The following is a 22091-nucleotide window of genomic DNA, read 5'->3' as shown; positions in this document are numbered from 1 at the left end:
TGGAAAATGAAAATCGGGGTGTTTTAACACACCCCGATTTTAATCGCTTAGTGATAAAATCAGAAGAGCACAATAGCAAGATAATCTATTGCTGAAGAAACAATTAGGTGATAAACTTCCCTTGGAATTTGAATATTTAACTCATCGTATAACTCGTCCATTAACTCCATAACTTCGGCTTTCTTCTTTTCACCTTCGCCTGGTCTTTCAACAAGGTACATAAAGAGCTTTAGAATGTCCCATACCCATTTCATATGACTCACCACTATTTGCTAATTACTGAATAAAGTTGACAAGGATTTGCACGTTTGTCTCTGTGAGCCTTGCTTCGTCTGGTTCAGAATCTGATGGAACTACTCCAAGTTGCTTGAGCAACAGCATATCAGATTGTAGTTCTGAAGGACTTATCGCATCTACTGGTTCTGGAATGTTTATCCTGTAAGTTCTTGTTCTATTTCCATCTGGTTTTCTGTACATCAGTGTAAGTCTTTTCATATAATATCACCCACTTCTTCCGTTGTTACCACTTGTGCACTTTCGCAAACGTACTTTGAGTATTTGTCAAGAATGTCTACAACTGTTTGAGCATTCTCTTGAGTAAAAGAATCATCTACGTTGATTGTCTGCCTTCTGTAGATACGATTATTTAGTTCATCATATCCGACTATCCAACGCAAAACCAACCTCTTCATTCTTGCACCCCCACTTTGATTCTCTATGTTTCTTTGTTTCCTTTTTCCCTTGTTCCGCTTGCCTGCGCAGGCAAATAGATGTATCTCCCCGAGGACCCACTTTAATAAAAAATTAAGGGTTCGGAAGAATCCGAACCCTTTAACAGTTCTTCATCTGAAATTATTTTATTTCTTTTTTCTCCAAACTTTCACGGCATTATAGATAATCCATACTAAAAATCCAATTGCCACTACTGGAAGGAGCGCAATGAAGAAGAAATACACTATTGCCAAAAGTATTAAAAAGAGGATTATACCTATTACCCACACCAATAGCGGTGCAAGAAATGGCAAAAACGTTATCAGTACAAGCAACACCACTAAGATACCTATCAGGGTGAATATCCACATTGTTTCTGCACCTTCTCTCCAGTTTTTAATTATTTCAAGTTCAATAGCTTGTATTCAGGTAGTCCGTTTCTAAATGGTGGATATGGCTCACCTTTTATCAACGGCAATGCGTACTTGAAGAATTTATCAGTCACCGCATATTTATCAAAGAAGTCTTTTGGTAACATCTTCGTCTGCTCGGCTACCAAGTTCAGCGGGACAGATGAATATCTTATCTGATAAGGTTCATCATTTACGCGCTCCATCGTGACCATGACACCGTAATTGTCTTCGAGAGCGTATCTGACAGCCATCCTACCGCACATCTCTGCTTCCTCCACGTCTGTTGCGCTCGCTATATGCCTACCGCTTCTTTGCAAATAATCAGGAATCGCAACGTGTGTCTTTAAGCCGAGCTCTGACCTAACCATACCTGCAATGGTAAATCCAACACCACCAAGCTGCCTATTACCGAAACTATCGGTGAATCCCATATCGGAAACAAAGAACCCATCAGGATATTTTATACCCTCAGCCACAGCTATCGCACAGTATCCCTTTTGCGAAATTACGCGTTCAACCGCTCCGAGAAATTCATCTTTGTTAAATGGTTGCTCAGGAAGTAATATCACATCAGCACCTATTCCGTTAATCCATCCCAGTCCTGCTGATGCTGCCAGCCAACCTGCGTGTCTTCCCATGATTTCCATGACGAAAACTTGAGTTGAATCTACATACATGCTCCTCAAGTCGAGTGCTGCTTCCATCATTGCAATAGCTACGTATTTTGCTGCCGACCCAAATCCTGGACAGTGGTCCATGTGAGGCAGGTCGTTATCGATTGTCTTCGGTACACCAACAACTTTCAGCTCGTACCCACGCTTTTGTGCCTCCAATTGCAAACGCCAAGCGGTGTCCATAGAGTCGTTACCGCCGTTATAGAAGAAATATCTAATATCGTTTTTTCGGAAAATCTCGAATAATTTCTCTACATCAGCATCATTCTTCAATTTCTTTCGGCACGAGCCAAAAGCACCGGCCGGAGTGTATTTTAAGAACTCAATATCTAAATCATTGGCATCTAAGAACTTCTCCTTCAAAATACCTGTGACGCCGTTGATTCCGACGTATATCTCAAGACCATTCTTGCGAGCTTCATCAAGTACCCCATATGCACTTGCGTTGATAACGCTTGTTACCCCACCCGACTGTGCGTACAAAGCTTTCATAACACGAACACCCCCATAATCTCCTGCAGTTTCTGAACAGAAATACTTATCGATATTTTACCATAAAAAGAAAAAGAATAAACAAAAGCCCCGAGGATTTCCCCTCGGAGCTGATCTTGGTTTATATTCTACTAACTTTTATGCATGCACTTAGAAATCTAAAAATTCACGTAACCGCTAAGAGTTATGGTATTAGACATTATGTTAGAAATGTCTGGATTTTCGATTCTAAGGTTGATACCTTTTTCTTTGTTAAATAAACCGAGCAGCAGGTAAAACTTAGCTGGCGATTCGTATCCCGCTCCAATCTTGTAATTTTCAGCAATATACGTGACTTCTGCACTTATATCTAATGAAAAAATACCAAATGAACCTGACGCCTTTAAAGTCTCATTCCCAAGAGCCAAAGTTCCGACAACTCCAACCTTTTCACCATCGAAATCGGCTGAAAAACCGAACTGTTCTGCTTCCAAGCCGAAAGCAAAATAGTAGCTGTTGTCAAGGCTGTAAAGTCCAACTACTGAGATGTTCACTGGAGATTGCAAAGAAAATTCACCAACAGCTGAATAATCATCAGTATAATAATCTTTTGCACCGTAAACCTTCAAGCCGCCAAATTCAAGACCGGCTATAAACGGAAGTTTGTTGTTCTCGTGTCCCAAGCCAAGAACAAATTTGGTGTCTTTAAATAGATCATAAGAAAGAACTATTCCGGTATCTTTTCCTTCAACGGGTAGTGCCCATGCCTGTCTATAGTGAAAACTTACGAGCAGACCGTTATTCTTGAGTGTTAGCAATGCATTAGAGATCACCGCTCCCCCGTAGGTCAAAGAAATTGAAAAGTCTGGGTTGGGATTGAAAGAAAGCGTAAGCTTACTTGTCGCACCTGTGAAAACAAGATAGTTAGTTGAGTTTGTTTGGAACGAATAAGAGAATTCGTATTTTCCTTTCACGGGCAGTCCATCGGTCTGAGCCTCCGCTCCTTCTATTTTTAGAGTTCCATCTTTCTGCACGAGATTGAAAACACCGTTCTTGCCACCGTATCCATCTGGTTCGTACCCTGGTGCATACGGGTCTTCTTCCCAGACATCATTTCCGCCTATAACAAAAACGAACTTGTATTTGTGGATGCCAGGCTGGAGTGCAAGTGTCGTTACCCAGTAACCATCAATAAGCTGCATTTTCTGGCCTCTTGGATTCCATCCATTGAATGTTCCTGCAAGGTAGGCTTCCTGCGCGTTATCCTTCTTAGCAACGAACATAACCTTACCATCGACAATTGAGAGTCCCGGTTTTAAAACTTGATGTTTCGTCTGTTCTACTTTTGTTACTCTGGTCTCTGTTGTTTGTGGCTTCTCTGGTTTTTCGGCGCTTTCTGATACGGCACCCGCCGGTGCCCTGACAATTAATTTTCCACCTTCTCTTACAACCTCAAAGACACCGTTTTGACCACCGAAACCATCGTCTACAAAAGCAAACGCATTAGGATCAACAATCCAGTTTCCGTCAACAACAAACTTGTATTCATAAATACCAGGCTGGAGCTCAACAACAGCTTCCCACCAGCCATCTTCAATGAAATAGAGTGCCATATCGTCGGCTTTCCAATTATTGAATGAACCTGCGATGAAAGGTTGCTTTGCACCTTTGTTGTAGTATCTGATAATTACATAGCCATCGACATCTACAAATATAGTATCTTGTCGCTTTTCGTTGAGAATATATTTCTTACCAGTATCTTTACCTGCTGTAGAAGTACCACTCATTCCCAATATTTTCCCTTCTGGAGTAAGCGTGAACAACCCATTTTTGCCACCGAAACCATCGTCTGTATAAGCAGGAGCCTCGGGGTCTTCTTTCCAGGTTTTTCCGTCTATAACGTACTTATACTGGTACGTTCCCGGCTTCAATTCAACTTCATAAACCCATGTATCACCAACAAGTTTCATGGGCCAAGCGGTTGGACTCCAGTTGTTGAACGTCCCTGCAAGATAAACAACCTGTGCTTGTGCTTTAAATGTGAAGACAACTTTCCCGTCTCTGTACTCAACAGCTGCAAAGACGAGAGAAAACGCGAGTAAGATGACAACAATGATAAGGTTTCTCAACAGCCTCAAACTCCTCATTAATTAACACACCTCCCGATTTTTCTCATAATTATTGATTACCACCAGGTATTTATATTGATGTTTAGAACTGGTTTGAAAGGATTGTTCCCTGCAAAATCTCCATTTCCAACCTGAACTGAAACTTGGGCATTTTGGAATCCTGTCAGTTTCAGCTCACCAAAGAAGAAATCTTTTTCCTCGTAGTATCCGATTATCTTCTGGTATTTTGCAAATGTAGAGACGTTACCGAATGATTTGCCAAGCTCAATGTAGTACAATTCCCCTATTGTATTCACTGAGCCATGGATAGGTTTTCCAAAAGAGTATGATGCTTTACCAGAGAAATCCATCAAAGTAAAGGTGCTTCCAAAGGTAACTAAGAACTTACCCCACTCGGTCGGCATTAAGCCGGTAATACTTGAAAAATCTGTCTTTTTAAGGTTTATAAAAAACATTCCATAGCTTATGTCAACACCTGCTTCAGAATTGTTGAGTAAATCATCTAAAGTATTCTCAAAATCGAAGTTCGTGTTCAAATAAGCATTAAATGCAGGAGTGGTACCAAATTTGTACCACGCAGTGACAACGTTCTGATTGCTCACATATGTTGGGCTGAGAGCTAATCTTGAATCGGGCGCTCCGGCGAGGATGTACCTAACGCCCCAGTTGTAATTACCTTCAGCAACTGAGAAGAACAAAAAGCTATTCTTAGTTTCGAAATTTAGAACGTCTTGCTGGATTAATTCATAATTCAAATTAAGCCCTACTACCTTTTGATAGCCCGCAAAGGCTACATCAAATTTGTTGTTCCTTTTACCGAAAATGAGGTTGTGATTTTGAACGGCTGGTACTGGCAGTTCTAAATACATTACATCTCCACTTAAAAGAAGCTTGCCAATAGCTGAGTTTATATCTATCCCATCCCTACCCCCGTCTACTTTGTACAACACAACAGGGTCATTTGTGGTAATAAATCCAACATTCTTGTACAGATTAAGCTTTACATCGGCCAGCTTTAACGAAAGCTTTGCAGATTCTAGATTGCCGTCCTTCAAACTCACCGAAAGGTCAAAATCTCTACCAAAAGCAGTTGGATTCATCCTGAACTCTGTTGAAAGAGATGTTGTCAGTGCGCCAAAGCCGTTTGAAAAGTCAATACCAAGTGAGAAATTAGCAGAAAACGTCGACTGCAAAGCGAAGACACTTACTACTGAGAAGAATATACACAAAAGCAGTGCAAACTTCTTACTCATGACTTTGAAATTTCTCACGCCATCATCACCTCGCAAAATAGCAAGTCACTCTTCAATCTCTTTTAAATCTCATAGAAAATTATCTACATTATTTCTTCGTGTATTCAACTTTCAGCAATGAAAATTTCGGGTTATATGTGATTTTGATATCATAAGTGCCATTCTCTGGGAAAGTAACAGAACCATCCTGCCCCATACCGGCATCGTATTTTTTGCCATCAAAATTCAATTCCCAAGGTTTCCAATCATTATCGGTTCTCGAAAGCTTGAATTTGTACTCACTCTTGGTCACACTGAAGTTTGTTTTCTCGTATACGAAGACCTTGTTAGTATCGTCCCAGGTCATAACGCCCTGAGCTAACGTCCAGTTATTGAGTTCCCCGCCTATTGACCAAGTTTTTTGAATTGTTTTGAACTTTTCGCTATCCCCGACGCCCTTTGCTAGACCATTTTCCATTGTTGTTGGTGTTGCATATATCGTCAGTTTTGCATCAGAGCCAAGGTTTTCTTTCCAAACAGGAATTGCGGAAGAAACCTTCGTAACACCATCAGATTTATAAATAACCTTGTACCAACCAATAGAAAATTCACTCCCTGATCGGCTTGGGTTAAACGTAATGGACGCTACAGGCAGTTCGAACACATATGCATTTTCTGTGCTGCTGTAACTCATCCTATCACTTTCTGTTGGAACCCAGCCGTTCCATTCCCCAACGACGTATACACCATCTGGCAACTGCAAATTGAGAATCCTCATACAACTTGAAGCGGTTCCAAGAAGAAATAAAAATAGTACAAAAACCAAAACCATGTATATGATTCTCTTAGTATTTTTGTTTAGGTTTCTCAAAGAAGATCACCCCTTTTCAATAAACGGTATGCATTTACTATTAAAGAAGGGGCATAAGCCCCTTCTTGATTAAAGATGAACATCACAAATTCCAGTTTATTGTTTTCTCATTGCTTTGTTGGGTTTGATATTGTCTTCTTTATAACTATTGGTCCAGTATAGCCACCGTTGCCCGTTTCAAATCCTTGATTCGGATAGAAGTCTCCTGCCCATTGTTTATTTTCCTTATCAGTAAATCCTCCAGTCAAGACAAAAACAGCTTTTAGAGACAACTTAGATGCATCAGTCACCCCAAGTTCTTTAAGCGGAACTGCAATCTCAACCACGTTTCTACCATCTACTGTGCGCGATTGTTGCGTAACCTTACTTGTTATCGTTGCGGAATCTGTAGCTGTAAACCTCCAAGCTTCCAGTCCATCTCCCCAAGTCTCAAGAACAAAGTCTACGTCTCCTTTTTCGAATTTGTATTTTCTTATCCATCGATGCTTTTCCGTATCGGCTGCGCCTGTTACACCGGAAAGATCAACCATAACCATGAAGTTGTCATATCCTTCTTTCGTAAACTCTCCGGCAATATACAAGTTCGTGGCATCAAAGAGTATACCCGCTTTATGTATTTCTTTGTTTACTCCCCATTGTGAGTCTGTCGCACCGTCAGTGTAAACGTAACTTTCCCAATCCGACAAGTTTCCGTCAACTGTTACAGTCTTGAGCAATGGTGGTTTTTGCAGTAAATCACAACTTGCAATCATCAAGCCAACAAGAACAACCGCAAATACCCACAGTACCTTTTTCATACCTTCTACCTCCCCTTTTCAAAAGTTTTAAGAAACTTGTTCTCAAAATCCCATACATAGAGTTGTTGTAAGACTCAAATTTTCACAACCAAATTGAATTTTAACACTTTTATTATGGATTTAAATTTTTTGTGGAACAATTTCCACAGTCATGTCGTGACTGTATTTTTAGTTCTTAACAAACACGTATATCTGCCTTGGGTTTACTGTCCAGTTCGTGTTTTGGCTCAGTGGCAATTCATTTTTCGGACCAAATTCAAAGTTACTACCGTTGAAGAACGCATACCAAATCCATTTGTATCCTGCAGGGACAGAGAAGTTGTTTGAATATTGCGGGTCAAGGTTTATTAACACAAGAATTTCCTGTGAACCGTAAGTTCTCTTAATCGCTATCAGATTCTTCCAGTCCCTTTCAATCGTTATCGTCCCTTTCGATAATGCTGGATATTCTTTTCTAAGGTTTATGAACTGCCTGAAGAAGTTTAGAATTGTATACCCTGTTTCTTGCTCTTGAACTGAAACTCCGTCGTTTGGTTCATCGTACATCGCACCATCTGCATTTGCGTTGCCAAAGGTTATGTTCTTTGCTTGATAAACGGACTTTGTCCAGTAAGTTTGTCCTGTACCTGATTGTGTTGTGTACCACTGCATAGGTTCTCTAACTGGCATGTCCCAAGGATCTTGTCCCCATTTCCAGCCCCTTAATCCTATTTCACAGCCATAGTAGATCGTTGGGATTCCTTTCAAAGATAGCAAAACAGCATTTGTTAGTAAATATTGCTTGGTACCGTTAGTGACGTTTCCAGAGTACTTTTGGTCCATCAGAACAGATATCCATCTATCCAAATCGTGGTTGTCGATGAATGGGAAATGATTAGATGACAGATTGTAGTTGTTTGGATTGACCCAGCTTGTTGTGTTTCGGAGTATGTTGTCTTGTCCTTCGTAGTTTGACCTTATGTTGTACATAAATGTGAAGTTGAACACTGGCAGTGGTGCGAACTGTGACAAAACAGATGGATTGCCATCGAAGACTTCACCCACAAGTATTACGTCGTTTCCATACTTGGTTCTGATATAACTTTCTATCTGCCTCGCTACTTGAGCGGATTGGGTAATTCCATCATCCCAGTCCCACCCCATGTAGTGCTTTGGAGCGTCGAGCCTGAATCCATCAACACCAACCAAATACCAGAAATCGATTATCTTTTTAACTTCTTTCATTACTGCCGGGTTGCTGAAATTCAAATCCGGCATTGACACATCAAACAATCCGAAATACCAAACTTTCTGACCTTTTGAGTTCATTTTCCAATGCCAGTGGCTTTGACCCGTTTTGTCCTCAAGTGTCATTATATAGTAGTTCCAGTATGGTGAGCTTGTTGTGTTCTCAATAGCATCTTTGAACCACGGATGCGTGTCTGCTGTGTGATTGACAACAAGGTCCATTACAACCCTTATTCCATTCTCATTCAATATCTTCAACATTTCTTTGAACTCTTCGAAAGTTCCGTAATCCGGCTCAACATCATAGTAATCTTCTACGTCGTATCCGTGATAAGACTTTGCCTTGTTAAACGGCAAAAACCAGATTGTATCGATACCCAATTCTTTGAAATACTCAACTTTCTGAGCTACCCCGCGAAAGTCCCCTATTCCATCTCCGTCTGAATCGTAGAAGGAACGTATGAGGAGCGAATACATCGTGTTCGAAGACGGTTCTGGAATTTCTGTCTTTCCTATAACCTGTAGTAACACACACGAATGCGTCAATATTAGAATGATGGAAAGTACCACAATAAGATACAAGAAATTTTTCTTCATCCGCATTGTCCCTCCTTTTTCTGACTAGTTATTATTATATGATTTTTGAGAGTATTTGAACAATTACAATCCCATTTCCAAACAAAAATCCCCCGGTTTTCTTCTCCGGGGGATTTTATCATTTTACATCTTTTTATTTCAATTTCCCTTCCTGCACTGGATAACAAGCCACATAGTGTCCAGAAGAAACTTCTTTGAGTTCAGGATGCGGGTCTGTTTTGCACCTTTCTTCTTTGAATGGACATCTGTCGTAGAATCTGCATATCGGTGGTGGGTCGATTGGTGCACTGATGTTGCCTATGATGTTCGGTTCGTTTCTCTTGTACTCTGGATCAGGCACTGGAACTGCGTCCATAAGCGCTCTTGTGTATGGATGCATCGGGTTATGAAGAAGCTCTTCGGTTTCTGCAAGCTCAACTATTTTTCCAAGATACATTACCGCTATCCTGTTGACCATGTACCTTGCAACCGCCAAATCATGTGTAATGTACAGATAGCTCATTTTGTGCGTCTGTTGGAGTTCCATCATCAAGTCCATAACAGCAGTCCTGACTGAGACGTCCAACATCGATGTCGGTTCGTCTGCAACTATGAGTTTTGGGTTCAGAACGAGTGCTCTTGCGATAGCTACTCTTTGCCTTTGTCCACCGGACAACTCGTGCGGGTATCTCCACAAGAAACTGTCAGGTGGCGTTAGACCGACTTCCTGAAGCAAGCTCGCTACTTTGTCCTCCCTTTCTTCAAGCGTGCCAACATTGTGGATGTTCAGCGGTTCTGCGATTATGTCAAATATCGTCATCCTCGGGTTGAGCGATTCGTACGGGTCTTGGAATATCATCTGCACCATGCCGTGATATTCCATTCTTTCGTATTCTTCTATTGGTTTCCCAAGTACTCTTATACTTCCCGCAGTTGGGGTTTCAAGTCTTACAACCATTCTTCCTGTAGTTGTTTTTCCACAACCTGATTCACCAACAAGACCAATAGATTCACCCTCGAGTATTTCAAACGATACATCGTCGACTGCGTGCACGAAGTGTTTGGCTCTTGAAAACAGTGTTCTTTCTGCTGGGAAGTACTTTTTCAAGTTCTTTATCTCAAGAAGTACATTTTTATTTTCTGAACGCATCTTTTCTCACCTCTTCTGTAAGCGGATGCCAACATGCTAAGTAGTGTCCTTTTTCGACCTCCTGGTATGGGGGTTCTTCGTTTCTACATTTGTCCGTTGCCCATGGACATCTTGGTGCAAATCGGCATCCGGTCGGTGGATTCAACAAGTTAGGTGGCTCACCTGGAATTGTGAAGAGCTTTTTCTTTTCTCCAACGTGGCTTGGGAATGCGTTCATGAGCAAGAATGTGTATGGGTGCATTGGGCGTTTGAAAACGGTTGTCGAGTCAGCTTGTTCTACGAATTTTCCGGCGTACATGACTGCTATTTTGTCGCTGACTTCAGCGATAACGGCAATATCGTGTGAAATATAAATCATCGCCATGTTGAGTTCCTTCTGTATCTTTTTCATTTCTCTGAGTATTTTATCTTGTACTATAACGTCCAAAGCAGTCGTTGGTTCGTCCGCTATTATCACCTTCGGATCACATGATAGAGATAGAGCAATGACTGCCCTCTGCTTCATACCACCGCTGTATTGGTGCGGGTATTGGTCCATCCTCTTTGGATCAAGCGTCACAAGTTCAAAGAGTTTAGCAACTTTTGAACGTGCTTCATCAATTGGAGTGTCTGGATAGTGGTTGAGTATCGCTTCAACGATTTGGTCGCTGATTCTGTAAACTGGGTTCAAAGAATTCATCGCCGCCTGGAAGACCATCGAGATGCCTTTCCACCTGTAGTGTCTCATCTGTTCCTCTTCCAAGCTGACAAGGTCGACCATCTTGCCGTTGTCGTTGAACCACACGTGTCCGCCCATGAATTTGGCATTCTCTGGAAGTATTCTCAGCAAGGTCATTGAAACCGATGTCTTACCGCAACCTGATTCTCCAACGATTCCGAGGCTCTCTCCGGCTTCCAATTCAAAAGATATACCATCAACGGCTTTGACATAGCCCATTTTCGTTTTGTAATGCATCTTCAAATCTTCAACTTTTAGCACCGACATGGTTATCACCTCTTCCTAAGTCTTGGGTTTACGATTTCTTCAAGTCCTCTTCCGAGGAAGTAGAAGGCTGAACACAAGAGCGTAATTGCACCGCCAGCTGGTACCCACATCCACCAGTAAGCACCGATGTTACCTGATCCCAGGTATCCAGAACTCCAAACGGTGTTTATCATCAATCCCCAAGACATTCTGACTTTCATCAATCCGAAGAAACTCAACACAGCTTCTGAAAAGACTGCACCTGTAACGTTGAACATCATGTAGAGGAATGAAAGTGGCATTACGTTTGGGATTATGTGGTTGAATATGATGTATCCATGGCTACCACCTGAAACTCTTGCAGCGTCTATATATGGTTTCACTTTGATTGTCAGTGCCTGTGCTTTCAAAACAAGCGTGATTCCACCAAAACCACCGAGCAAACCAAGTATGAGGGCCAGTTTGAATAAGTTCATCGTCATAAAACCAGAAAGAACTATTAAAAATGCTATCGATGGGAAAAGCATCATTATATCAGCAATCCTCATGAATATTACATCAACAACTCCACCATAGTACGCCGCCGCAGTTCCTATGATAGTTCCGATTACAACGGTTATGAGTGCTGCAAGAACACCGAGAACAAATTCGCTCGGAGTACTGACCATCAATTGTACGAATATGTCTCTTCCAACTGGATCCGTACCAAGCCAGTGCCATCTGCTCGGTGGGAGCGGATGACCGACACCTATCTTATTAGTGAGAGACAATGTATTGAATAATTCTACAAGCTTCTTCTCCGCAAATTCTTTGTTCCAAGTCGTCTTCTTACTTACTAAACTCGAAATTGTCTTGTTCGATATTTCATCCCATTTGGAAGTATCATTCAGATTCATCTTATGCTCATCGATCATTCTTTGATATATGTTCTCATTGATGTCGCCTTCGCCTATTAAGAAACTTGCTGCTTCGATAGGTTCTTTATTCTCGTATTCCTTAAGCTTCTCGACTATGTCGTATCTTCTGAAATCGTCAAGTTGTGAGTTTTCGATATTTGTTATAACTTTGGAAAGTTTGTTCGTACCTCCAAAAGCATACGCCATCAAAGATGAAACTGGGTCAGATAGAACTTTTATCACTTCACTTCCGAGCCTTTCGTACACGTCTGGTACATTCTCATCATTCAAGAGTTTAGACATCATGGTCCTTGCAATTGCTATCTTCTTGAATATATCGTTGAGCTCATAGATGAAACCCGTATGAACTGTGTCTGAATACTCTGCAATTTGATTTTCAAGCTTTGCCCTTGTACTTACATCAATATCCACAGATACCTTTGCCAGAACCATACCAGCGTATACTTCTAAAAACTTTTCAACATCATCATATGATTGCTCTATTCCTATAGTCTTCATTTCATTTTCTATGTTCTCAATTTCTGTCTTTGCCTTCTTGTAGGCTTGGTCATATATATTCTTGTCATCTAAATTCGATAACTTTTTCTCAGATATCTCAATAAGGTTTGAAAATTTAGAATTTTTAAGCTGTTCCAAAAGTTTTTCATCTTCTCTTGCCAAAACCAAAATATCTGGAAGTAATCTAAACACGGCACTGTTGACAAGATCAGAAACGCTGACGATACCGTTCTCTATTACTTCGGCCAGTTGTTGGTCTGATTGTACGTAAAGTTGCGCAGTCGTATCGCCACCTGCGATGGTCTTGGCTATTTCAATTACTTTTTGCTGAGCGTCTTTTACTTCATCCTCACTGTACTGTCCAAAGAGAGCTGAGTTAAATTCTTCCACAGCTTGATCATTGTCCCTATTAAGACTTCTGTACCACAGTTGGACTCTTGAAACTTCATCGCTATCAACATAAGGAGATAGTGCGATTGCCAAAGTTTTATGATCTATCTTCTGCAGAAGTTCTGAGAAATTTTGGAACGAAAATTTGTCCCTGTTTCCGACATCTTTTGGGGAAGTGATAGATGAGAACTTTATGAATCCAGCGTTTATGAGTTCAGATAAACCATTTTGGAAGTAAAGTCTTTCCTTTGCGGGTATATAGCTGTCGGCAATAGTATCAAGAAAATGCCTCATACTGTCAGGTGCGTACGTTGTCATTATATCGTACTGCGCGTTTCTTGCTACATTTTCCATTGAAGTTTTAAATGCCTCACCTTTATCCATGAATGAATAGACCCATATCTGCGCTGTTGGTATTTCTATACCTTTTACGATGTTTTGAGTTGAAAGGTAATCTGTGATGTATTTACTCGATAGTATCCTTGAATCGAGCCCCGTTACTGGATCGTAAATGTTTGGGTCAAGGATATTTAGTACAATCGGAGAGAGTGCGCCGAATATACCGAATGCTATTATTGCCCAAAGACCGAACATTCCCATCTTGCTTTCTCTGAATAGAGCCCAATTCTTCTTGAAATTCTTTATGAATAGTTTAAACTTGATTTTTGCAATTGATTCGCGTGCTTGATTATTATTTATTTGAGCCATTATCCTCACCTCACTTAATATCTGATTCGTGGGTCTAAGAATGCATACAATATATCGGCAACCAAGTGGGCAAAGAGTACGAGAACACCTGTAAAGACAAGACAACCTATTGCAAGTGGTGTGTCTTGCGATGTGGTCGCTTCAAGTAAGGTAAGTCCCATACCTTTCCAAGAGAACATCGTTTCTGTAATGACACCACCACTTACAGTCGATGCAAGCCCGATGACAAAGCTCGTCATGAGAGGTAATAGTGCTGTCCTTGCTGCGTGCTTGTCTCTGATAACTTTGTCTGGTAAGCCTTTAGCTCGGGCTGTTGTTATGTAGTCTTCTTTAATAACTTCGAGCATCGTGTCTCTCATGACCAACATATCACCAGCAAAGTGCAGTGTAACAAGCGCTATGACTGGAAGTGCGAGATGGTAAACTATATCGAGAGCGTAGGTTCCCATTTTGTTAGTTGCCCAATACAGTATCGCCAGAACAATACCTAACGCGACAAAAGACCATATTGCTGTTTTCTTCGCCTTAATAGTTTTTAGTTTAGAAGCAACCGCAACACCAAGTATCCACATTACTAACAAGAAGAGTTCAGTCCACAAAAGCTTCAAGAATACGTCTTGAGCACTGAAAGGAGCATCAAACCATTTTGATGGGGTTATGAATCCAGAAAGCGGGAACCATTTTAATGTAACACCGAATAGCCATATTATTATGAGCATGTAAAACGGGGTGAATATTGTCCAGAATACTATACCTACAAACGTTGCAGCCTTGTCTACCAAACCACCTCGTTTCCATGCAATTCTTTTTCCAAGGTCAAACCCTAAAAGGAACGAAAGAACAGAACTTGCCAAGAACAAGAACAATGTTCGTGGTAATCTCTCTGCAATTATCTCTTCAACCTTTTTTGGATATTCGCTAAACGATATTCCCATTTCCAAGTTAAAGAAATTCTTCATGTGCTTATAGTACTTAACATACCACGGGTCATCTACTCCGAACATCTTTTTAATTCTCTCGTACATCTCTGGATTTCTCATGATTTTTGGATCCAAAAATTTAGTAGTATAGTCACCTGGCATGGCAAGGAAGATAAAGAAGACAAGTGTTACATATATAACAAGTAACAACACTATTTGTGCAACTCTGTTTCGAATGAACTTCGCCAATCCCGGTAAGTCAAATGCATAAAAATAGACGATTGGTGCGATTATAAAATTAAATCTTGGGCTGAAAAGGTAAAGGTATTTAATGTTGAAAAGTGCACCATAGTACAATAAAATACTGATTGCTAAGAAAATATAATTTTTCGGCTTTTTACCCTTCCATAGCGAAAAGTAAACACCTACTGCAGGGATAAGAACAGCGAATATAAACAACTCCAGACCGCTCATCTTCACCTCTCCTTTTTGTCTATTATCTTTTAAAGAGTCGTTAGAGGACGTTTGTTATCCTTTCATTTAATAGTCCCCCCTGAACGGGGGGACAGTAACGTATTCAATTTCGCTTTTAAAAATTTCAAACTATATGACGATTATTGAACTTTTCTTACTCCTTCTGGGAATCCATAATAACCTTGTATACCATCAAGCATGTTGTCGAATGGGAATTTGATCGATGTTCTGTATGCTTCGATCATTGGATTCGTGAAGAGGATTATGTATGGAAGATCTTCAGCAAGCAATCTCTGCGCTTCGAATATTGCTTTTCTTGCCTGTTCAAATGTGTCAGCGTATTCAAATTCTTCGACAAGTGCGTCGAATTCTGGGTTGTTGTAACCAGGTGTGTTGAAGCCTTCTGGTGCCATTTCTGAGCTATGCCAGAATGATTTGAAGTATGTTGGAACTCTTCCGATACCCCAACCAAGCATGTACATATCAAAGTCAACATCATCAAATGCTTTTGTGACGATTTCGTTGAAGTCTGTGAGTTTTAGGTTAAGAGGAATACCGATGTTTTTTGCCCACTGTTCGATGTACATAGCTGTCTGTGCTCTCATTGGGTCGTAGTCCATACCAGGTGACATAAGTGTGACTGTTGGTACTGCCTTTCCATCTGGACCTTTCAAGCCTTTACCAGGCGTTTTAATTGGGTTCTTCGTATCTTTTGGATCTATAACTGGTTCTGTATCCCATTTGAACCCTGCTTTCTTGAGCAAGCTGACTGCAAGTTGATATCTTTCACCCATGCTCAAGCCTTCACCAATCGTCTTCACGGCTGAGTTGTACCAGAAGCTGTTTGCCGGTGGAACTGGCGTTGCAAGTGGAATCGCTCTGCCTTGGAGAACTTGGTTACAGATGAAGTCGCGGTCGATAAGTGCAGCTATCGCCTGTCTGAATTCTTTCACGTTCATTGGGAATTTCCTCATGTTGAATGCGAGGTATCTGAAGCCAAGTTGTGGGTTGGAGACAACCTTTATGTCTTTCTGCCCTTTGAGTTGTTCCGCTTCTCCTGCTGTCAATCCAACCGGGTTGAAAATGTAGTCGATGTCACCTGCGATAAGCGCCTGGATTGCAACTTGTTTGTTACCGTAGATCTTGTAGACGATCGTATCAACAAATGGACCGTTTACAACTTCAAGTGCGACATCTCCAGCTGGTTTCGGGTTGTCTGTTGACCATTTGAAACCTGTCTTTGGATTGACTATAGAGAATCCTCCGTTTTTGTAGTATATGTTCTTTTCTCCATAGCTCCAATATTTATCGTTTGCAATTTGTTTTACAACTTGTACAAATGCGCCTTTTTCAACTTTTCCAAGGTTCAGAGCTGTTATACCTGGGTCGATAACTTCTTGCGAAAGCAGCCACCGAACTGGATCTTTTTGTTTCTTTGCCTTGTCAACAATTGGCTTCCAGTAGTTGCTGCATACAATAGCTGTCATGAGCGTGTCATAGTAGATTGTCATTGTATTCTTTTCTTTGAAGTAGAACTTGACTGTCCATTGGTCTATTTTTTCTACTTTTTCTGGCTCATACGCTCCGCCCCAGTTTCCACCAGGAATTTCCATTTCTTTAACTGTCGAGTATGTGAAAACAACATCATCTGCTGTAAACGGAGCACCGTTCGACCAGCGCATGTCTTTTCTCAGCTTCACCGTAACTGTGTACATATTTCCTTCTTTAACGATTTTTGGAATTTCAGCGGCCGCGGATGGAATGAGTTGACCTTCTTTGTTCATGCCAAGCAGTGAAGGATATTTCCAAAGTTGGACCGCAAAGTTCCAAGAGGAAGAACCTGAACCGAGCAAGTTCCAGATGTTGGTGGTTGTTAGGTCAGCAAATATACCGTAGTTGATCTGAACTGCAAATAGCGAAAGTGCTGCCAATACAAAAAGTGCTACAAGAACCTTCTTCACAGCTAACCCCTCCTTTTAAATGGTGTGGAAACGGTGTAGCCCCCCAATTTTACAAAGCCGTATCTTTTTTGGTACAGTGATATTATACTACAAATTCGTCCCGTAATGCAAATATGTTTACTTGAACAAACAATATTATACAGAAAATAGCAAGAATTATTGCATTACGTTTTTATATTTCCAACTTTTGTGGTAAAATAAAAGCGTGAATTGGAGGTGGTGGGTGTGTATTACAAAGTTTCTCGCGATCCAATTTATTCGGAAATCATGCTGTACCCTATTGAAATAATAACAATAGACACCAAAGCGATGCAAAGGTTAAGATATCTTAGTCAGCTTGTTGGAGCTGAATATGTGTATCCAGGCGCAACGCATACGAGGTTCGCTCATTCCTTGGGTGTTATGCACTTATCCGGTGTTTATGCTGAGCATCTATATGACACACCTGACAAAGTAAGAGTTTTACGCCTTGCCGGTTTGCTCCACGACATAGGACATGGTCCTTTTAGCCATCAATTCGATGATGTTGTTTACAAAAGGTTGGGCTTCAAAGATGGACATGATGATTTTAGGATGAGACTCCTGAGAGAATATTTTCCAAAAGAATTGACAAGAAAGTATGAAGAGGCCCCTTCTCAGTTAAAGAGAGCAATAGTTGAAGACTTAGAAATAACACTCGGGCAGATTTCCGAAAATATGACAGAGAACTTCGCACAATTGATGGAAGAGATAATCAAAGTATATGAAGGAGAGAGTTCTGGAACAATAGATTTCGCTATTGTCCAAGGACCACTCGGTGCTGATAGGCTAGATTTTGTGCTGAGGGATTCATATTATGCCGGAACAAGAGGGTTTGGCACTGGTGCAATAGATAGGCTGATACGCAACTCAATGATAGTTGAACGCGATGGAAAGGAAATTTTGGCCTATGATTCAAAAGTTGTGGACGAAATTTATACAATACTTTTTGGAAGATTTATGATGTACAAAAATGTCTATTTTCATAAGACTTCCAGAGCCGCAGATATGATGATACAAGAACTTTTGGATCTCTCTTACAAAGCACTCAGATTAGATGAAAGAGTGCCAAATTTGGAAACTTTCCTCGATCTAACAGACCAAACAATTATCAATGAAGTGATATTCAACTTTTACAACCTTGTCCAGCAGTACGGTGGAGATGAGGAAACAAAGCAAGCACTGTTAAAGTATGAAATCGATCTACAACCACTTGAACTTGATATAGTCATGGCTTATGAAATCATCGAAAGATTAAAATCGAGAAATCTCTGGAAGGTTGTTCTGGAAACGCCGTTTTCCATTGAGGGTGTAGATCCAACATTGGTGAGTCAAGGAATCGCAAGCGACTTGCTCCAAAAGATTCGTTTAAGGCTTGAAAGAGCAATCGAAATAGCTGATGAAGAGGACAAGAAAGTTATAAAACATGTCATGAGCAATTTCGATGAGATATTCAGAATCGATACACCATACAAACTCACAGTTGTGCATCCGGAAGAATTTTTGAGAAGCAATATATACATAATCAAGAAACATCATCTCATGACTTTTGAAGAGTACGTCCGTTCATATCCCGCATATAATTTCATGAAGAGTAATCTTATTCAAATAATAAGAATTTATGTTACAAAAGACATAAGGGAAATTCTTGAAAAATACAAAATCTTGCCAGAGACAACTATGGAAATAACAACTCGCTGGTAAGTTGGAAAAATCTTGAAAAAGGTGGTTGGTTAAATGGTCCTCCTCTTTGACGTTGGCAATACTCATACAACGGTTGCCTTAACTCGAAACGGCAAGGAATTTGAGAAATATAGACTATCAACGGTACGCTATGAGACAGAAGATGAGCTGTATGCATTCTTGAAGAGCTTTTACAAAGAATATATTGAAAACATTCCTATTGTTGTTTCTTCTGTCGTGCCTTCTATGAACGTGATTTTTGAGTATTTTGCAGAAAAGTACGGAAACGGGCAGGTATATTTCGTCAGCGCACTTGGCTACGATAAAATAAGGTGGAATGTGTCTTATCCAAAGGAAATTGGCGCTGATAGGGTTGCCGATGTCATAGCCGCTTACAAAGACTATGGAGAAAATTGTATCGTCATTGACTACGGTACAGCAATAACTATCGAAGTTATCAAAGACGGTTCGTATGAAGGTGGTGTGATATTACCTGGCTTTGCAATGATGATAAATGCACTTTTCAAGGGTACAGCTAAGTTACCTCTTGTCGAAATTAAACCATACAGAGGGTTCATAGGGAAGGATACAGAATCAAACATACAAATAGGAACAATTAATGCAACCGTGGGAGCTATTAAATACGTTATCGAAAACATTGTGAGAGAATATCAGACTCAGCCAGTTATAATTCATACGGGCGGTCAGTCTGTTTTTGTGAAAGATATTGTCGAAGGAATAGTCGATAAAGATCTGACTTTGAAAGGGATGTACTATTTTTATGAGGAAACGAAAAATCCTACTCGTTAATCCTTGGATAGAGGACTTTGCAGCTTACGACTTTTGGCTCAAACCGGTAGGTTTGTTGTATGTTGGGAGTTTTCTTAAAAAGCTCGGCATAGAAGTTGAGTTAATAGATTTGATGAATAGATATGATCCTTTACTCCAAAGTGAAGTGACCGTGCCAAGAGATAAGTTCTATGGAACTGGTAAGTTTCCACACACGGTCATACCAAAACCAAAAATTCTTAGCTTCATGCCAAGAAGATACAAAAGATACGGAATGCCTGAAGAATTATTCAGAAAAATCTTGAGAGAGCATAGAGGAGAAGTAGGCTCAGCTTTTGTAACTTCTACACTGACTTACTGGTATCCCGGTTATTTCGATACGATAAGGGTAATAAAAGAAGAACTCGACGTGCCAGTATTCTTCGGCGGTTTTTTTGTCAGAAATCAACCTCGTATAGCATTGAACTCAGGAGCCTACATTTTCACAAAAACTGATTTGAGGTTTTTGCCAAGATTTTTAAACGATGTTTTGGACTGGAACATCCCTGAAACGAATATTGACTGGTTTACTGAACTCTCACCAGCTTATGAACTTTATCAACGAATCGGTTATGTAGTGCTTTTGACGACGATTGGTTGCCCTTACAGATGTACTTATTGTATAGCACACAGAAATTGGGAAAAGATGAAATTCAAAAGTCCAGAGAAGGTTATAGAAGAGATTGAAACCTTTTCGCAAATGCATGGCGTAAAAGATATAGTTTTCTTTGATGATGCGATTCTAATAAGTAAAGAAAGACATTTTAAACCAATTCTCAGGTTGATTTTAGAAAAAGGATTGAATAAGCGTCTAAGATTCCATCTTCCAAACGGCATACATGCAAGATTGCTTGATGACGAAACTGCGCATTTGCTTTACGAAGCGAATTTTAAAACTATAAAGCTTGGGTATGAAACATCTGGAAAACTTCAGATAACCACTGGCGGAAAAGTGCGTGATGAAGATCTCGTGAGAGCTTCAGAAATTCTTCACAAAGCCGGATTTACGCACAATGAAGTGAGCGCGTATATAATGATCAATCTGCCGGGACAGTCGCCAGAAGATGTTACAAATGCAATAGATGTTTGTGCCTCGGTCGATATTGATTTCTCCGTAAATGAGTTTACGCCAATTGTTGGGACAGATATTTGGCTTGATTTGGTGAACTCTGGAAGGTTAACAGGTTTGGAAGATCCCTTGTTACTTAACAATACTGTCTTGCCTTATTGGTGGAATAATATGACATACGAACAAATCCACGAAGTAAAAGAATATGCTAAGAATAAAAAACAGGAACTTGGCTGGAAATAATTGAAATATTAAGAAGCATGTAAAGGGGAGGGGGATTCTCTGAAAGAATTATTTCTTTCCGTTACTAAGAATTTACTGTACGGTCTAATTGCTTACGTTCTGATCAGCCTACCTCGAGAGATATTACGGTGCTTGTTCTATAATTTTTTAACACCTAAGGAAAGCCGAAAAACATTGCCTTCCTTGAATCCATTTCGTTACATAGACCCTGTTGGAATTTTCGCATTCATATTTTTTAACTTCGGCTGGACGAGAGCTCCGTTCATAGATTTTACAAAGATGAGAAAGAAAAAGCTCTTCACATATGCTTCGTTCGGAATACTTTCAAGTTTTGTTCTTGCATTCTTGTATGGTTTTTTAGCACGGATTGCTAATCCCGTATTTTTTGATGTCTTATACAGAGCGTCTTTATGGAGTTTCACTTACGGGTTAATCTCTATCCTCCCAGTACCACCACTCGATGGTTCAAGGTTGCTCTTGGCTTTTCTTCCAACTAAATCGTACGAATGGTACATAAAATTCAATGTCTATGGTATTATATTTATGCTTGGACTACTGGTATTGTGGATTTTGCCACTGATAATGCAGCCGTTAGTCATTTTTATCACAACTGTTACAAACTATATTGTTTTTGGAAACTGGTAAAACGCAAGGGGGCGTGGTATAATGAATGAAAAAGCGCAAGAACTCGAGAGATTGGTTGAAGGTATTGTTACGAGTTATACGGAACTTAAGAAGGAAAATGAAAAGCTCTGGAATGAGCTCAATAGAGCTATTGAGAAGATAAGTGAGTTGGAGCGCGAAAAGAATCATCTGGAAAGTTTGCTCAGGAACAATGAGGAAATAATAAACAAATTGGTCGTCAGGGTTAAAGACCTGATGAGGATATTGGAAGTGAGCGAACATGAGGAAAGTTAAAATATCGGTTTTTGGAAAAGACTATGAGTTCGCCACTGACGGTTCTGATGAATTGATAGATTATGTACAAAAGAGGCTCAGAGAACTTCAAGTGACTTATAGATCACTTTACGAAGAAATTCCTTTTGATGAACTCTTGGTGTTAATCGTCTGTGACCTGCTTGAACAAGAATACAACTCACAAAGACAAATTGACGAACTATACATGCGAGTAAAAGAAAAAATAAAGCTTCTGGAGGGAAGATAAGA

At 40.3% G+C, this 22091-nt stretch carries 21 protein-coding genes; 6 read left to right on the top strand and 15 right to left on the bottom strand.

All coding sequences use genetic code 11. The annotated features are described in order from the left end of the window. Positions 1–59: 59 nt before the first annotated feature. The 15 genes from IB67_RS07150 to IB67_RS07080 form a co-directional block, all read right to left on the bottom strand. Entirely contained in the window at positions 60–254 is a 195-nt protein-coding gene (locus tag IB67_RS07150) for a hypothetical protein (RefSeq protein WP_339745615.1), read from the bottom strand. A gap of 22 nt (positions 255–276) precedes the next feature. Then, on the bottom strand, positions 277–495 hold the full coding sequence (locus tag IB67_RS07145) for a DUF2922 domain-containing protein (RefSeq protein WP_339745618.1): 219 nt from the start codon (positions 493–495) through the stop codon (positions 277–279). Then, a complete protein-coding gene (locus tag IB67_RS07140; protein WP_339745621.1) occupies positions 492–692 on the bottom strand; it encodes a DUF1659 domain-containing protein in 201 nt (66 codons plus the stop codon). The genes IB67_RS07145 and IB67_RS07140 overlap by 4 nt, the downstream gene beginning before the upstream one ends. 165 nt (positions 693–857) lie before the next feature. Next, a complete protein-coding gene (locus IB67_RS07135; protein ID WP_339745624.1) occupies positions 858–1082 on the bottom strand; it encodes a hypothetical protein in 225 nt (74 codons plus the stop codon). Positions 1083–1111: 29 nt separating this feature from the next. Further along, positions 1112–2290 (bottom strand): 6-phosphofructokinase, encoded by a 1179-nt coding sequence (locus IB67_RS07130; protein ID WP_498875199.1) that lies wholly within the window; start codon positions 2288–2290, stop codon positions 1112–1114. Between the two features lie 158 nt (positions 2291–2448). Further along, a complete protein-coding gene (locus tag IB67_RS07125; RefSeq protein WP_072760548.1) occupies positions 2449–4416 on the bottom strand; it encodes an early set domain-containing protein in 1968 nt (655 codons plus the stop codon). A 38-nt stretch (positions 4417–4454) separates the two neighbouring features. Continuing rightward, complete coding sequence (locus tag IB67_RS07120; protein WP_072760550.1) at positions 4455–5669, bottom strand: hypothetical protein; 1215 nt, start codon at positions 5667–5669, stop codon at positions 4455–4457. Positions 5670–5739: 70 nt separating this feature from the next. Next, entirely contained in the window at positions 5740–6501 is a 762-nt protein-coding gene (locus IB67_RS07115) for a hypothetical protein (protein ID WP_245789653.1), read from the bottom strand. 107 nt (positions 6502–6608) lie between these two features. Then, positions 6609–7298 carry a hypothetical protein gene (locus IB67_RS07110; RefSeq protein ID WP_498875198.1) on the bottom strand — a complete coding sequence of 230 codons (690 nt, stop codon included), beginning with the start codon at positions 7296–7298 and terminating at the stop codon, positions 6609–6611. A gap of 168 nt (positions 7299–7466) precedes the next feature. After that, the gene (locus IB67_RS07105; RefSeq protein ID WP_498875197.1) at positions 7467–9122 is read right to left on the bottom strand and encodes an alpha-amylase family glycosyl hydrolase; all 1656 of its coding nucleotides are present in this window, start codon (positions 9120–9122) and stop codon (positions 7467–7469) included. A 133-nt stretch (positions 9123–9255) separates the two neighbouring features. Then, positions 9256–10251, bottom strand: coding sequence for an ABC transporter ATP-binding protein (locus IB67_RS07100; protein ID WP_424695444.1), 996 nt, complete (start codon positions 10249–10251; stop codon positions 9256–9258). Beyond that, the gene (locus tag IB67_RS07095) at positions 10235–11236 is read right to left on the bottom strand and encodes an ABC transporter ATP-binding protein (protein WP_498875196.1); all 1002 of its coding nucleotides are present in this window, start codon (positions 11234–11236) and stop codon (positions 10235–10237) included. The genes IB67_RS07100 and IB67_RS07095 overlap by 17 nt, the downstream gene beginning before the upstream one ends. Positions 11237–11241: 5 nt before the next feature. Further along, the gene (locus IB67_RS07090) at positions 11242–13728 is read right to left on the bottom strand and encodes an ABC transporter permease (protein ID WP_498875195.1); all 2487 of its coding nucleotides are present in this window, start codon (positions 13726–13728) and stop codon (positions 11242–11244) included. A gap of 14 nt (positions 13729–13742) precedes the next feature. Beyond that, positions 13743–15122: an ABC transporter permease gene (locus IB67_RS07085; protein ID WP_072760573.1), complete on the bottom strand. Its 1380-nt coding sequence runs from the start codon at positions 15120–15122 to the stop codon at positions 13743–13745. 140 nt (positions 15123–15262) lie between these two features. Then, on the bottom strand, positions 15263–17083 hold the full coding sequence (locus IB67_RS07080) for an ABC transporter substrate-binding protein (RefSeq protein WP_424695446.1): 1821 nt from the start codon (positions 17081–17083) through the stop codon (positions 15263–15265). 225 nt (positions 17084–17308) lie between these two features. Here IB67_RS07080 and IB67_RS07075 point away from each other — a divergent pair, with 225 nt between their 5' ends. From IB67_RS07075 to IB67_RS07050, 6 genes are all read left to right on the top strand, one after another. Continuing rightward, positions 17309–18805, top strand: coding sequence for an HD domain-containing protein (locus tag IB67_RS07075; RefSeq protein WP_072759480.1), 1497 nt, complete (start codon positions 17309–17311; stop codon positions 18803–18805). A gap of 33 nt (positions 18806–18838) precedes the next feature. Beyond that, complete coding sequence (locus tag IB67_RS07070; protein WP_498875194.1) at positions 18839–19594, top strand: type III pantothenate kinase; 756 nt, start codon at positions 18839–18841, stop codon at positions 19592–19594. Beyond that, positions 19566–20924: a B12-binding domain-containing radical SAM protein gene (locus IB67_RS07065; protein WP_498875193.1), complete on the top strand. Its 1359-nt coding sequence runs from the start codon at positions 19566–19568 to the stop codon at positions 20922–20924. Before IB67_RS07070 ends, IB67_RS07065 begins: the two co-directional genes overlap by 29 nt. Positions 20925–21056: 132 nt before the next feature. After that, positions 21057–21569, top strand: coding sequence for a site-2 protease family protein (locus IB67_RS07060; protein WP_245789580.1), 513 nt, complete (start codon positions 21057–21059; stop codon positions 21567–21569). Between the two features lie 21 nt (positions 21570–21590). After that, a complete protein-coding gene (locus tag IB67_RS07055; RefSeq protein ID WP_072759488.1) occupies positions 21591–21842 on the top strand; it encodes a hypothetical protein in 252 nt (83 codons plus the stop codon). Continuing rightward, the gene (locus IB67_RS07050; protein WP_072759490.1) at positions 21829–22089 is read left to right on the top strand and encodes a cell division protein ZapA; all 261 of its coding nucleotides are present in this window, start codon (positions 21829–21831) and stop codon (positions 22087–22089) included. Before IB67_RS07055 ends, IB67_RS07050 begins: the two co-directional genes overlap by 14 nt. Positions 22090–22091 lie beyond the last annotated feature (2 nt).

It is taken from the genome of Fervidobacterium riparium, from assembly GCF_025370035.1.
Classification (GTDB): domain Bacteria; phylum Thermotogota; class Thermotogae; order Thermotogales; family Fervidobacteriaceae; genus Fervidobacterium; species Fervidobacterium gondwanense.
This window is presented reverse-complemented; position numbering and strand designations above follow the sequence as displayed.

Excerpts from the sequence above, each read along its gene's own strand:
- IB67_RS07150 (WP_339745615.1), bottom strand. The coding sequence starts at position 254 with ATGAAATGGGTATGGGACATTCTAAAGCTCTTTATGTACCTTGTTGAA.
- IB67_RS07145 (WP_339745618.1), bottom strand. The coding sequence starts at position 495 with ATGAAAAGACTTACACTGATGTACAGAAAACCAGATGGAAATAGAACA.
- IB67_RS07140 (WP_339745621.1), bottom strand. The coding sequence starts at position 692 with ATGAAGAGGTTGGTTTTGCGTTGGATAGTCGGATATGATGAACTAAAT.
- IB67_RS07135 (WP_339745624.1), bottom strand. The coding sequence starts at position 1,082 with ATGTGGATATTCACCCTGATAGGTATCTTAGTGGTGTTGCTTGTACTG.
- IB67_RS07130 (WP_498875199.1), bottom strand. The coding sequence starts at position 2,290 with ATGAAAGCTTTGTACGCACAGTCGGGTGGGGTAACAAGCGTTATCAAC.
- IB67_RS07125 (WP_072760548.1), bottom strand. The coding sequence starts at position 4,416 with ATGAGGAGTTTGAGGCTGTTGAGAAACCTTATCATTGTTGTCATCTTA.
- IB67_RS07110 (WP_498875198.1), bottom strand. The coding sequence starts at position 7,298 with ATGAAAAAGGTACTGTGGGTATTTGCGGTTGTTCTTGTTGGCTTGATG.
- IB67_RS07105 (WP_498875197.1), bottom strand. The coding sequence starts at position 9,122 with ATGAAGAAAAATTTCTTGTATCTTATTGTGGTACTTTCCATCATTCTA.
- IB67_RS07100 (WP_424695444.1), bottom strand. The coding sequence starts at position 10,251 with ATGCGTTCAGAAAATAAAAATGTACTTCTTGAGATAAAGAACTTGAAA.
- IB67_RS07095 (WP_498875196.1), bottom strand. The coding sequence starts at position 11,236 with ATGTCGGTGCTAAAAGTTGAAGATTTGAAGATGCATTACAAAACGAAA.
- IB67_RS07090 (WP_498875195.1), bottom strand. The coding sequence starts at position 13,728 with ATGGCTCAAATAAATAATAATCAAGCACGCGAATCAATTGCAAAAATC.
- IB67_RS07085 (WP_072760573.1), bottom strand. The coding sequence starts at position 15,122 with ATGAGCGGTCTGGAGTTGTTTATATTCGCTGTTCTTATCCCTGCAGTA.
- IB67_RS07070 (WP_498875194.1), top strand. The coding sequence starts at position 18,839 with ATGGTCCTCCTCTTTGACGTTGGCAATACTCATACAACGGTTGCCTTA.
- IB67_RS07065 (WP_498875193.1), top strand. The coding sequence starts at position 19,566 with ATGAGGAAACGAAAAATCCTACTCGTTAATCCTTGGATAGAGGACTTT.
- IB67_RS07055 (WP_072759488.1), top strand. The coding sequence starts at position 21,591 with ATGAATGAAAAAGCGCAAGAACTCGAGAGATTGGTTGAAGGTATTGTT.
- IB67_RS07050 (WP_072759490.1), top strand. The coding sequence starts at position 21,829 with ATGAGGAAAGTTAAAATATCGGTTTTTGGAAAAGACTATGAGTTCGCC.